The sequence below is a fragment of the Saprospiraceae bacterium genome (genome assembly GCA_016713025.1).
In the GTDB taxonomy this organism is placed as follows: domain Bacteria; phylum Bacteroidota; class Bacteroidia; order Chitinophagales; family Saprospiraceae; genus OLB9.
Map to the genome: position 1 here is coordinate 1,454,321 of JADJPZ010000004.1, position 14,121 is coordinate 1,468,441.

General features: G+C 36.5%; 10 protein-coding genes and 1 pseudogene. 1 reads left to right on the forward strand and 10 read right to left on the reverse strand.

The genetic code is table 11. The features are described 5' to 3' along the window. Positions 1-60: 60 nt before the first annotated feature. From IPK35_12560 to IPK35_12585, 6 genes and pseudogenes are all read right to left on the reverse strand, one after another. Entirely contained in the window at positions 61-3,885 is a 3,825-nt protein-coding gene (locus IPK35_12560; protein MBK8054068.1) for an RHS repeat protein, read from the reverse strand. Between the two features lie 370 nt (positions 3,886-4,255). Next, complete coding sequence (locus IPK35_12565; GenBank protein ID MBK8054069.1) at positions 4,256-4,516, reverse strand: hypothetical protein; 261 nt, start codon at positions 4,514-4,516, stop codon at positions 4,256-4,258. A 27-nt stretch (positions 4,517-4,543) separates the two neighbouring features. Beyond that, positions 4,544-5,146, reverse strand: a complete 603-nt coding sequence (locus tag IPK35_12570) for a transposase (protein ID MBK8054070.1) — start codon at positions 5,144-5,146, stop codon at positions 4,544-4,546. Between the two features lie 448 nt (positions 5,147-5,594). Next, complete coding sequence (locus IPK35_12575; protein ID MBK8054071.1) at positions 5,595-6,659, reverse strand: hypothetical protein; 1,065 nt, start codon at positions 6,657-6,659, stop codon at positions 5,595-5,597. 1,415 nt (positions 6,660-8,074) lie between these two features. After that, positions 8,075-8,695 (reverse strand): hypothetical protein, encoded by a 621-nt coding sequence (locus tag IPK35_12580; GenBank protein MBK8054072.1) that lies wholly within the window; start codon positions 8,693-8,695, stop codon positions 8,075-8,077. Between the two features lie 51 nt (positions 8,696-8,746). Beyond that, positions 8,747-9,612 (reverse strand): annotated as a pseudogene (locus IPK35_12585) (RNA polymerase sigma factor RpoD/SigA). A 267-nt stretch (positions 9,613-9,879) separates the two neighbouring features. Here IPK35_12585 and IPK35_12590 point away from each other — a divergent pair. After that, positions 9,880-10,737: a dienelactone hydrolase family protein gene (locus IPK35_12590; protein ID MBK8054073.1), complete on the forward strand. Its 858-nt coding sequence runs from the start codon at positions 9,880-9,882 to the stop codon at positions 10,735-10,737. 265 nt (positions 10,738-11,002) lie between these two features. Here IPK35_12590 and IPK35_12595 read toward each other — a convergent pair whose 3' ends face one another. The 4 genes from IPK35_12595 to IPK35_12610 form a co-directional block, all read right to left on the reverse strand. Beyond that, positions 11,003-11,254, reverse strand: a complete 252-nt coding sequence (locus IPK35_12595; GenBank protein MBK8054074.1) for a hypothetical protein — start codon at positions 11,252-11,254, stop codon at positions 11,003-11,005. Positions 11,255-11,290: 36 nt separating this feature from the next. Next, positions 11,291-11,593, reverse strand: coding sequence for a hypothetical protein (locus IPK35_12600; protein ID MBK8054075.1), 303 nt, complete (start codon positions 11,591-11,593; stop codon positions 11,291-11,293). Further along, positions 11,574-12,239, reverse strand: a complete 666-nt coding sequence (locus IPK35_12605) for a hypothetical protein (protein ID MBK8054076.1) — start codon at positions 12,237-12,239, stop codon at positions 11,574-11,576. The genes IPK35_12600 and IPK35_12605 overlap by 20 nt, the downstream gene beginning before the upstream one ends. A gap of 1,083 nt (positions 12,240-13,322) precedes the next feature. Continuing rightward, positions 13,323-13,760 carry a hypothetical protein gene (locus IPK35_12610; GenBank protein ID MBK8054077.1) on the reverse strand — a complete coding sequence of 146 codons (438 nt, stop codon included), beginning with the start codon at positions 13,758-13,760 and terminating at the stop codon, positions 13,323-13,325. Positions 13,761-14,121 lie beyond the last annotated feature (361 nt).

The following is a 14,121-nucleotide window of genomic DNA, read 5'->3' on the forward strand; positions in this document are numbered from 1 at the left end:
GATCCGAAAAATCTTACCTAATTCAGTATATAGGTAGTATGTTTTTGCCCCTCCACGGTCTTACATCACTTTTCTACCTAATTTGTCCGTATAGGTTGTGGTCTTTTTGTTATCCTCATCAATTATTTCATTTTTAAACAATGTATTGGCATCATAATAACTGGAAAATGTGGTAGGTATTCTGACTTCATTGGCATCATTGAGTTTATAATTGATTGTTGTCGGATAAGAAGCAAATGCTGCACCAGGAGATCTCAAGCCAGTCTCGCGCATCATCGGAGACAATTCAGTCATCTTTTCTGTATATGCAGTACTATCACCGGCATGATGTGTGTACCAAAATGAAGACTGTTCAGTATCAGGAGTAGCCCTGAAAATACCACTTAAACTTGTTGCAGAATTGGCTATACTATAGGGCAGATAATCATATATGTCCCGACCGTAGATATCATACTTTTTGAGTTTTATCACATCATTTCCCAAAGGCGAAAAGTCAGGCATGACCATCTGAGTTTCACGTCCTAATCCATCAAAATAATTGTAAGAACGAAGCAAATAATTGGATGCAAGACCGGATACAGCACCCACATTTGTTTGCCCTGAGAGCAACACCGTTCTGTCTATCAAGGCATTTTTAGTAAATCCCGGGTTGGCATATTGATACTCGTTCGTTTTGATGAGGTGATCATCATGGTTGTATATACCTGTGAGCCTGTTGAAGCTGTCATACTCAAAACGGGTCAGTTTGCCGGATTCATCTCCTATAGCGGTGAGTTGGTTATTGCGTGAGTCGTACGTAAATGTCTGAACCAATGCATCCGCAGGATAAAGCCTGAGTTCGTCCAGTTTTAGTGTGGAGGATGCTGATCTCACCTGGATAAGACTACTCGCAGTCACATTGATGATGTGCTCTACCTGATAGTATCCGGTGTGTGACGCTGTAGGAGATATAATCGATTTCACCACATTTCCTGTCAGGCTATTGATACTGACACTGGATAAAGTAGGACTGTTGACATAGTAAGACAAGATATATTTTCCCGCAGGTATTCCGTTGGCCAAAGTTGCACCAATAGATGGTGTAATTTCATAGTACCCGTTTCCGGCAGCACCACCTTTTGGTCCATACTTTACATTGGCCGAAGTTAGATTCCAGCCACCACTATGATTAGTAGCCCTCTCAAACCTGCTATACTTAACGTCGTTGACCTTTGCATTACGGGCAAAACAAGCCATATAGGTAGTATCGTTGTCCCAGATATAGGTATTTTCAACATCATGAGTTCTTTTAGCTTCAAGAATATTGCCATAAGAGTCACGTGCAGTTATTTCTTCTACTGTTTCAAAGTTATAAAATATCCCGTATTTATCCTGAATGCTTACAGGAAGATTGTAACCACCCAGCCATCCATAATTGATTTTGTAAGTATATGCACTGAATGGGTTACCTGACATACTTCTTGTAACCTCTCGTGGTTCATTATAGACTATGTTATTATTTGTGATATAGTATTCATATCCATCACTATTAACTGTTTTAATCTGTATTGGCACGCTATGAGCATTATAATTATAGCTGTAATGGGTCACCTGAGACAGATATTTTGCCTGATCCCAACTGTCAAAAGTTGTGATGCTGTCCGTAATCAGGTAGTTTGTTTTGGTTCTGAATTCTTGGAAGCCCCTTGTCCATCTTGTCCTAAACTGGTAGGATTCAATGCATGTAGGAGTATTAGCATCAGTTCGTTTCCAATCAAAATCCCAAGTACCAGCACCGATACGGCAAAGCACATTTTTTACAGTATGTTGAATTTGTTCTGGCTCTGTAATAAAACCATAATAAGCAGGAAGATTTGATGTGTTGGTTGGCGGGTCCATATAATATTTTTTATCATGCCTTTTTACTTTTTTCCAGTTGTTACTCCCGACTCTGGCCCACTCCTCCATAGACCTCAATTCACCGTTTCTCACTACCTGAGATTGTTCATATGGTTGATTATGAAATTCATATGCCGTTATCCCACCTATATTACTATTTGTTACAGATGTGATGACTTCCTCTACCCTGGAGTATCCTACATGCCCTTTAGCAAAAACATTATCAATTTTGATGGGATCTGCCTTCATAGTAGCTGTAAAGTAACTATGATTTGTCGCATAACAATTTGGACAGCCATTTCCTAAAAAAGGTGATGAAATACATGCGCCTCCTTCATGTTCGGTTTTCAATTGAGGGGATGATATCAGATGAAGTTTGTACAGATGTTTTCCTGATGATGTAATACCATTCAGTTGTGTTACATATCTATATTCTCTCTCAGAAGTCTTTATGCCATCCATATTAAAATTAGAAATCTTTTTTATACGGAGACCTCCGACATAACTCATAGTCTCACATGTGGACCCTGAACCAGTACTTGTATTATATGGCTCAACCTCATGTGAATCATATTCGTACATTTGGTAACCTCCAGTCGGAAAAGTCATTTTTTTCAACATACCTTGTGTAAACGAGGATGGACCTCTTCCTCCACTTCCACAACCACTGCAGTTACCATGTACCGTTGCTGTTGTTCCGGGTTTGTAATATCCCCAAAAATCTGAAGCGGTTCCATAAGGGTCTTCAAAGGTAACTCCTGTGAGATCGTAGTCAAACTTATATGGTGGCAATGAGTCGACGGAATTATAATCTTTCTCCACAACCTGTGTTAAAAATAGCTTTCTTGAAGCGGTACTGTAACTAAGCTGAAATTCTTTTTGAGATATAGATGGATTTTGCATGTCATATAAATTGACCTTGTCAATTTTATAATTGCCGTCTCCATAATAGGCATTATTTTGTGAAGTGGTAAATACGACCTCTTGTCTTTTTTTATTTCCTTTCAGATGTACTATTTTATGTATGATTTTCCTGAATTCAATTTTTGAAGTACTCATTGTATAAGGTCCACTGACTCCATCACAATATATCTGCGGCTGACAATTCTCTGGACAACCATCACTACAGCTATAATTATAAGATAATGAACCCATGTTGTTAAAATTGACAGGAATCCCGCCATCACCGGGAATGGTTGTATAGGTCAGCTGTATCACATCATTGCCATATGAGGGGTGTGTGATGAGTGTAAGATACCATGCTGAGTTATAAGCATATGAATTGGAGTAATTCACAGCAGTACCGGAAACAATTTCCTGTGTATAACTGGTTTTTTCAGGTACACCAAAGTAGTATCGATAGCCCATTTTATCTGTAACTATAAAGCCTGCTATATCATTAGCATTTCCATTTGTAGATTGCCATTGTACCTCGATCTGCATATGTTTTTGTTCTTCCCATAGTACAGTTCCATCCTTTTTAATAATAAAAGAATTGGAAATGCCTCCCACACTTATGGTATACAAATCCGGCTGCGTTTCAAAAAATCCACGCTGTATTGAATCCAGAAATTTTCTCTCACGCATTTGATCAAGATAAGCGATAGGTTGGTTATGATCAATATTTGTCCAGTAATAGGTATGGCTTTCATCCGGATTGCCTCTTACTGTGCGGGTGATCACTCCACCTGCATTCATATTCCACCCTATCCCTGTCCATCCACCTACATCGGCAAGCTTCATACCATCCGATGCATAATTCAACGATATTTCCATCCCGACATAACTACTTCCTATTTTAAAAAGTGGAATATCCGCTTGTACACTTCCTGTGTAATGTCCTACTTTGAAGTCACCAAACTTGGTAAAAGCAGTGGCACTTGGGCTTGCCGGTACTTTCAGATTGTTTTTGATATATGAATAATTAATATCATTCCAGTTTACCTGACAAAATGAGTTCTGCGAATAAAAGAAAATAGCGATAATAAATATATTTATACTTTTCATATTATTTAGTTTTTGAAAATTGATGTAAAAAATTTGAATCATTGATCTCCCTCTTCTGAGACGAATTGAATCGTCGTCAGAAGTCAAAGCTTAATTATAATCGGTGTAGGACAAATGATAGTAATAATGAAATAATCACCTCACAATTGAAAAATTGGATAAAAAGATGGTGTTTTCTTTGACAGAATTACACCTTAGTATGTACTCACCTGGTACTGAAATAATGGTTTCGTCACAGGTAACTACTCAGGTACAAAGTTAAGCATTAGCTAATACTTGGAGAACGTTTAGATTTCTTTTTATAGCAGTATCAATAACTGATCTTAGGACTGCATAATATGAAGCACCTTGGTCTGACCTAAACTGACCGCTAACCTTGAGTTTTACCTTTACGTTTCTGATGGCTTGTTCCAAAGTTGTTGTCTGGTGGTACTTCCATTACTTTTAGAAAAGTAAGTAGATATTGTTGGTGTTTGTTTAGTCTTTTTTGTAAAGTATGTAGTTTTTTATCTTTGGAATGTATCTCTTTATTCAGTATGTGGTTTAGTGTTTTTTCAATTTGGTTGATTTGTGTTTCATAGTTGGCTTCAGCATTTGTAAGCATTATTTTTTTAGAGCCAAGGCTTTCCATATTAATTTAGTCAACTCGTAAGCCCATTTATTTTCTCTTTTCAATAAAGTATTGTAATTCTCTAAGTATATGGCTTAGGCATATCTGACGTCCTTTTGCCCCTATGATGAAGTGTGCCTTCCAGCAATCATGGACCAATATAGTATTAACAAATCCTTCGCCAAAGTACTTCTCAATAGTTTCAAAGCCTCTATTTGATGAAACTACTATAAAGGTGACTAATCTTGTTTGCCATGCCCACAACCATCGCAACTTACCGTTTACCTTGCCTCCTGTTTCATCTGTTCCCACACAGCTACTTTGTTGTACCTCTTTTTGTATTTCTTCATACTGTGGCATACATCTTTGTGCCAAAGACTTTATTTTATTGACAATTGTTCCTTCGCTGATGTTTAGATTGAATACGTCTGCAAACATCTCTCGTATTCTGGATACGCTCACATACTGTCTGGCTGAAAAGTATCCACATAATGTCTCAATGTTTCGACCATAACTTATCGGACTCTTTACATGGTCAGGAAAAGAACTGACACAACAAGCTCCACAACTACAACGTCTTTCGTACACCCTATGCTCATATGTTTGTATGGCAATGGGCGGTATGTCTAAGACTTGTCGCCTTTCTTTCAATGTTGGAACATCGATATAAATTGTTCCGCATACTGGACACGTCTGGTCAATGTGATCAATTACATCGGGTTCAGAGGAAATTCTAATGTAGTTCCTTCGTGACCAGTTTGGCCTCCTGTTTTCTTGCCACTTTTTTGTCTGAGACTTTTGTTGTTCTTTGTATATCCGTTGAGTGGAGGAAGTGAACTGTTTGAGCTATTCTTTTATGACTCAATTCTATTATCCTTGCCTTTAATTTTTCGTTATCTTCTTTGGTAAGACGTAATTTTCTTTGGTAAGACGTAATTCTTCTTTTACCTCGACCAATTCTTGGCGAAGCTGCTCAACTAAAACTAATATGGAAGATAAATTTTCGATATTTTCTTGATTTTAAATCAAGTTCTATATCAATACTTTAAGGTTGGTCGTACAAAGTTATAACTCTTTTTGTATTTTTACAACTTTATTTTTATGCTTTTATACCTGAGTAGTTACCGTCACAGAAATCTTCATGTTCTGAGGGAGTCACCCTTTTGTTGAGTATCAGCCTCCCTGAAATGTCTACAATATTAATTTCATATTCTGACCCCATTGGGTTTTTGATACAATAACTGATCTGTCCCGATGACGGATTGGGTCTTACTGTGAGAACGGTTAGTTCTTTATTCCTGGCCTGTGTTACCGGAATGGTATATATCCCTTCTTTTGCAGAGCTGATATAGATTTTGTTTTCGTGTTCTATGATATCCGTAACATAGTCATCGCCGACGCGAAACTCCGGAAACCCATCTTCATAAATACCCTTGTGATATAAATCTACAATCTTATTATTGATCAATTTGATTTTCTGCACATGGGGGTTTTTATTATCCGCTTTCTTTTGAGCGTTTTTACTTTCAGGATTTATGGTGTATATGCCATCACCTGTTGTGGAAAAATATAATTTGTTGCTGACTTCCAAAACATCGCTGACACAAAAATTATATTTAAACTCCATTTTTTCCCATTTGCCGGTACTGCCTTTGTCTCTGGAGAATAATTGGTCGCAAGCAAAAGCTACTAGTTTTTTATTTGTCACACCCAAGTCTGTGATACGTTGTGAGTGGATATTGTCATTATTGATTTTTTCCATCTCCCACTTTAATTTTACACCATTCCATTTATATAGCCCTTTGCCTGTGCAAACATAGACATCATCACCGTCAGGTACTATCTTATATACTGCGGCACGGAGCAGACTGTCCGGCTCACTCCAAGTTCTCATATCTGTTGATTTGTAGATTCCGCCTGTCCATAGACCAATATAGTAATTATTTTTGTGTTTGATAAACGTACTGACAATACCGCCTGGCAAAATATTCGACCATCTTTCTGTACCTGATTCCGATGACCATATACCATCGTTGCAGACAACATACAATTTTTTATCGATCACTTTCATAAATTGAGTCTCTCTGCCCCCATTGGGAAATTGTGTTTTATTCCAGGTCTGATCTTTCAGTTGGGCAAAACCAGTATAGCCGCATAAGATCAAAAAATTGAAACGTATTGAGGATTATTGGTAAACATTTTTTAGCTTTCATTTCTTTATTTTTTTAATTTTAAATTTATTACCTGACAAAATTATATCGGGAATAGATAGGATTTATTTTAAGGATTAACTACACTGATATCTCATAAAATAGAATCCATCCATTCCTAAAAAACATCCATATTAATTCAAACAGGATCCATAATGAAAAATGAATATCATCCATGTATTAAAAAGTAAAATCACAATACTGTGGTTTCTAGTTTTTAGTAATACCTAAATATCTATAATGAGTTCCGTAATGAAGGTCAAAAGCACAATAAAATCAGCATTTTTGACGACAAATCATAGCATCGCTATGGTGCGAAGTCAAAAGTGATCCGCCGCGGCGGAGACTGATTTTGAAGTGATTTTGGGGCTGTAATAGGAAAGTCATTATAGATTTTTAGGTAATATAGATTAATTACCTTAAAACCTATTGGAATAATGATAATACCTTACCCGTGTCAATTATGACACAAATCAGCGAGGGTATGATGCGATCATATACCTGGATGTCAATCAAATTACGGCTTCAGGATATACTGAAGCAAATCAACTGATGCGGAAAGTTATAAAGTCGATAATTCACCCGTGTCATATTTAGCAGGTTGGCCTCACCTGACTAAAAGTCGTCATTCCATAATGTGAGTAGTCAGAGAAAAAAATGAGTATATGCATACTACCTATTCGTTTCGGAGAGTTACATTCACATGTAGTGTTGTGTTTTCTTTTTTTAAGTCTATGATGCAAATATAGGCGAAAATTTTAAAGCCAAAAACTTTTTGATATATTTTTTTTTAAAAAAATTGAAATTGGGTGTTCTCCATGTAAATTTTCTAAGGGGAAACGATTAAGATTTGCAGTAAAAATAGAGACTAATTTTTTTCGTAACTTGCAGGTAAAAAAAATGCTGCCTACTTTCTCACTGGCAACGGGTGCGGAAATCCAAATGATATGGTAGGCAGCGGCCGGCACAAAAGTAATGGTTTTGTGAATATAGTGTGATATGAACCAAATTTATTTTTTCTATTTGATTTTTTTTGACATTTATTGCTTCGATGACATACTGAATATGCTCTAATCTCTGAAAGGTGGAGTACAATCAAATCTCATAGAACACTTAAGAAAATTAATTCTATAATGGTGGATGATGAAGAAATGAAGTTGAGAAATGAACTATTGAATCCACTCAGAAAAATCTTTGATGAAAAGTAATAAAAAAATATTGATTTCTACCTCATTGATTATCAAATGTTTCCCTTTAGGCCTGCCTGCCGAATAGGCATGGGGAAGGCTGAAAAACACTTGATTACCATAAAAACATTTGTTTTCGGAGTAGACTCATGTGTAATTTAAAAAAATAGAAAATTTGTTTATTAGCCTTTGGGTAACTGCGACTCCTCTACCAGATTGATCAATGTAAGACATAAAAAAATTAATTTTTCGTCTTCATTCATTGGTTTCAGTAAGTTAAAAGCCCTTGGAATAGTGTGATTTTTTAGCCTTGGATTTGAGATAAAACCAAAGTCCTTGTCATTTATGATTACCTTATGAGTGGGTAAGTGATCAGCCCCATCGACAGTACCTAATAATTTGTTTCTCAAACTGATGAATTTACCATCTTTGGTAAGAATTCCGGCTTCTGCATTGTTGATATAAATGTGGGTCTTGTCTGGTTTTACAAGATAAACAAACTCATCGGTAGTTGTGGTGACCAATATCATTTTTTGTTGATTTGAATATTCACGAATAACATATGCAATCAGGTTCTCAAAATAAATAGTATCAAATATACCTTTGATGAGTTTAACAAAGCCTCTTTTTTTTGAAAAGTTACTTTGATTCAGAGACAGCAACTCCATTTCTTCATTAGTGAAAGGAATTAATTTTTCCTTCAGTGGCTGAATTTCCGTCCTTAGTGCATTGATGTCCCTAACAAGTTGATTTTTAGAAACAGTAAGTCTGAATAAAAATTGGAAAAAATCGGAAACTTTCATGAAGTAAATAGGTAGGAGTACTTTTATTTATTGATTTTGAATACAAAAGTACTAACCAAAAAACGATTTAAGTGCATTTTTATTCAATGATTTCCTCATTCGTCTGATTGCTCTTTCTTTTATTTGCCTTACTCGCTCTCTTGTGAGGTCATAGGCTTCACCTATTTCTTCAAGTGTGAGTGGCTTATTGCCTCCAAGGCCGTAATATGCAGATACTACTTGAATTTCACGTGGTGATAATATTTCGAGCCCATCTATTACTTCCTTTCTTACAGATTCTTCCATTAGTTTGAGATCAGGACTATCTTCATCGCCATGGCTCATCATGTCTACGAGAGACAGGGCACCTTCATCATCGCTGAGAGGAGCGTCTACAGAAATGTGTCTGTTTCCACCTTTCAACATATTGATGATATCCTTTTCATTTACACCAAGTATTTCTGCCAATTCTTCATTTGAAGGCTCTCTTTCATTTTTTGTACGAAAGTTACATAAGCTTCATTGACTTTGTTATAGGCAGTCATTTTATTGAGAGGCAACCTCACCATTCTGGAGTATTCCACTATTGCTTGCAAGATGGATTGTCTGATCCACCATACTGCGTATGAAATAAACTTAAATCCTTTAGTTTCGTCAAATCTTTTTGCAGCTTTCATCAACCCAACATTGCCCTCATTGATTAGGTCTGCTAATGACAATCCCTGATTTTGATACTGTTTTGCTACAGAAACTACAAAGCGAAGATTAGCTTTTGTAAGTCTGTCTAATGCTTCTGCGTCACCAAGTCTTATTCTTTTGGCAAGTTCTGATTCTTCTTCTATCGTCAAAAGATCTATTCTCCCGATATCGACGAGGTATTTGTCCAAAGCAAGAGATTCTCTGGATGTTATATTATTTGTGATCTTAAGTTGACGCATCTTTTATAAAATTATTTGGGCTTTTTTCTCCGTATTTTATGTTTTAATTCAGAGATCAGGGTTTCCGCTTATAATGACAATTGTAAGCCCAAAAAAGTTCATTTAAAGGTACAGATGTTATAAATTTTAAATTTTATGATTTGTTAGTGTCAAGTTAATAAATAGTGATAAAAGATCTTTTTCAAAATTTGTGATCTTTTTGGAAGGTTTATTGTTTCAAACGTCAAATAAGATTTATATTTATCAGGTCTTAAATACATACCACCAATGGATTCAAAAATTATCCGTCTTTATGATGAGTATACTCATAAGCCACTCAACAGAAAGGACTTTATCACCAGGATGATACAACTCACAGGAAGTATAACCACTGCTATGAGTATGATATCATTGCTTGAAAACAATAACGAAAGAACGATCACTAAAGAAACTGAAGCTGGCCTATTTACAGAAAGTGTAGAATGGACCGCTGAAGGTGGACAAATGAGAGGATATCTCGCAAGACCTGAAAAAATGGCCAAATATCCGGGAGTCATCATCATCCATGAAAACCGGGGACTCAATGAACATATCAAGGATGTCACTCGAAGGGCTGCTCTTGCCGGTTTTGTGGCATTAGCTCCGGATGGATTGTCCCAACTAGGTGGCACTCCGGCAAATGCTGATGAAGCAAGAGCTCTGTTCAGCAAACTGGATTCTGCTCAGAATACTAAAAACTTTTCTTCAGCTGTAAAGTATCTCAACTTGAGAAATGATTGCAACAGCAATACCGGTTGTGTCGGATTTTGTTGGGGAGGCGCAATGGCCAATCAACTTGCCATCCATGCAGAAAATTTGAAAGGAGCAGTGGCTTTCTATGGGAAACAAGCTGCAAAAGAAGATGTTATAAAATTAAAATGCCCTGTTCAACTACACTATGCCGAAAAAGATGAAAGGATCAATGCGGGTATGGCTGAATATGAAGCAGAATTAAAAGCTCAAAATAAGGTATATGAACAATATTTTTATCAGGGTGTAGATCATGCATTTCATAATAATACTTCCGAAGCGCGTTACAATGCAGAAGCTGCTAATTTAGCATGGGAACGAACATTATCATTTTTGAACAAATACCTTGTAAAGTAAGTATTTAAGTAGGGTCTGCTTGGTTTAAACTAAACAATTGGCTATTAGTTATATGTATTAAAATTTATTGGTTTCGATGCATGGCATTGTACTCATTTTGACTAAAACATTTGCACTTCACTCAGTCTTTTGCCCTGTGCGGGCGGCAGTTACTTTTTTGCATTGCCAAGTCGAGTAGGCAAGCGGGAGTTTCACCCGCAAGCCTCTCACGGAACCGTGCTTGAAGATCTCCCTTCACACGGCTCTTGATGCGGTTAAAACCTTTTCAACAATACCCTTTTGACCAATGATAGAAAAGCTCTGGCTTTTCTTTTCTTATCATTTCATACATGTTCAACGCTTCTTTTGACCCTGTTTTATACTTCTTTCTAATCCACTTCAATATCCGTTTATTAAAATTATAAAAGCAGGTGTTTAGTCCACGTTTTGTGAAGAGACCATAATAATTTGTCCATCCAATCAATTTGCTATTTATTCTTGCTGCAATGTCCTGTATTTCTAAATCAGTATGTTTCATCGCTTTATTAATTCGAAACTCTTCCATTATCTTTTCTTACTGCTTTTGCTGATGTCTCCCTAAGAATCCTAACAAGATTTGTTTGTCTTTCATTATCATCTTGGAAGGTTTAAAGCTAAAGCCCAGAAAATCAAATGTTACATGTTCATGGTTTGCTTTCCGTCGATAATCTTTGCAATAGGCTATCTTTGTTTTGCTTTCTTTGATGCTTAGTTTCACTTCTCCGAGACGTTGCTTGATTTGTGTAAGTATATGTTGTGCTTGTCGTTCACTTTTACAGTGGACTACTACATCATCCGCATATCTTACAAATCTTACATCAGGATGGTTTTTTATCAAACCATTTATCTAATGTAAAGTGCAGATATAAGTTTGCTAATAAAGGGCTTATAACTCCGCCTTGTGGAGTGCCTTTGCCTTCCTTATTCCTTATACTTCCATCTTTGTCTTGGATTGGCATTTCTAACCATCTTTTAACATACATCAATACCCATTTCTCAGGCATAACATGTGCTACTGCCTTTAGCATGATTTCATGGTCTATCTCATCGAAGAATTTACTGATATCCATGTCTATCACCCAATCATATTGATAGCAATTCTTAATTACTGTTTGTAATGCTTGATGTGCGCTCTTTAATGGGCGATAACCATAACTATCTTGGTGAAAAATTCCATCTATGCGACTTTCCATATATTCCTTCACTACTTGTTGACTGATTCTGTCTCGTATTGTAGGAATACCCAACTTGCGCTTCGTTCCGTCTTTCTTTGGGATTTCTACTTCTCTAACTGCACTTGGATGGTAGCTTCCTGAAGCCAGTCGGCTCCATATACTATGGAGATTACTACTTAACTTCTTTTCGAATGCCTTCCAAGTTTCTTCATCTACTCCAACGGCTTTCCCGCCCTTACGCAGCTTTAAATATGCCTGCGTAACCCAATGACGTTCGATTGGTATGCTTTGGTTTACTCTTACTTCCATTTCAATCTTCCTCCTCTACGGAGTTGTTTAATGTTAAATAATATCCACATCCTAAGCCCTTCGCTATTACCAACTTTCATTGGCCTTTAAAGCACTACTATGGCTTAGTCCGACTACCACATAACGCATCTTCTGCGCTGCCATATGTGGTTCTCCCAAGTTTTATATTGAAGCCCAATATACATTCATGTCGTCTTTACACCGATGGATACATTGCCAGTAATTAGGCGTCCGCAATGCTTATCTCTGAGTCCTTTTTACAACCCGATTTTATCCATATCTCTGTTTTTTCGATGTTTCATCAACGATTCATTCGCATTCATCTCTGTATATCATACCTGACGTTTTAATACGCCTTTTCTCTTTACGCTTTCTACATTTCAATTACTCGTTTTGCAGAAAAGAGCGGTTTGACAAGTTACCCTAAAATCCCTTGCCGATACTTCGCAACATGGTCACTCATGTTGTTGTATCATCTTCAATATAACATGGTAGGCTTTCACCAACCTACCTTCGTGGCACACAAAAAGTAACCAAAAAACGCTAGTTCAAAAAAAGGTGATTGCGAAGCTCCGTTCATTCTCGACTCAAAATGCTTTTTCTATCGCCTTGATTATGAATCGTTTAATTTGTATCATTGTAGACCGGCGATAGACGCACTTTTGACTCTTCATTCTCTATCACTTGTTTTTGAACGATTTACCAGACCAATAGCTGTCTTTAAATTGAATATTTTGACTTTTTCAGCAGGCCTAAGTATCTTCCTTTTTTACAAAATTGTATTTTAATCCAATGCCGCTTAGTTAAGACATCTTTATGAAGTCTTTCCCTTGTAAGGGAAAGATTTAGATAGGGTAAAAATAAAAAAAAATCCTTAACTAATCGACATTGATTTGTGTGTATAACAAACTGCACAAATACTTAAATTCCCTCGCTACCTTCATTCCCTTATAGGGACGACCCACGCCAATGCTTTCAATATTAGTGCTGGTCTCCCCTTTAAGGTGTTGGTGGTAAGTATTGGCAAATGTAGCAAGTTATTTTTTTTCACAAAAGTGCAATATGTTATACACACCATTGATTTTAATCTCTCAACTTATTTTCATGCTTTTTGGCTAAAACCACTAAAAACCTGATGAGATTAACAATAGACAGAAACACAAGATACCCAAAGGTCAAAACCATGTAAATCCATCTTACCGAACCGGCCTCTTTGATAGAAACACCGCTGATTGCCCAAGCCATAATACCACCTATCATTAGCATCATTGAAAAACTTATAATGGAATGCAACCAATATTTATTGGTGTCCTTTGCCCCAAAGCCCAAAATACTATTAGCTAAAGCAAAAAATAGGATCATACCACATTGGATCACCCAAGGCATAATATGTGCACTTTTAGAATAAGGGGCAGTAGGTATCAGGTTGGAGAAAATCATAAAAAATACAGTCGCCACCAAGACAACTCCAACTTGCCTGAATGGTGAAATTTCTCTGTCTAAGATGGACTGGTCACTCATGCCTACATTTTGATATAGTTCAATAATAATAAATCCATTGAATTGTTTTGAAATCTGTTGAGTTTTATTTAAGGTTTTGACCTTCCATCTAAGAGATTGATGGTTATAATCAATAAAATATTAGGTTTAATTTCAATATCGTTTAGTTAAGGCCATATTATGTAGTCCTTCCCTTCTAAGGGCTACCGTCTGCACATAAGTATAAAAGTTCCGGCATGATAAATATTTGAAAATATTTTTGAGAAAAGTGCCTCTTTTTAACTGTATTTACCCATCCCCGACCCTTCCCTAAAAATGGAAGGGTGACTCGCAACGCTTGGCATTTGAACGTAATTCATGAAAAATAGTTTTTTATTTTATA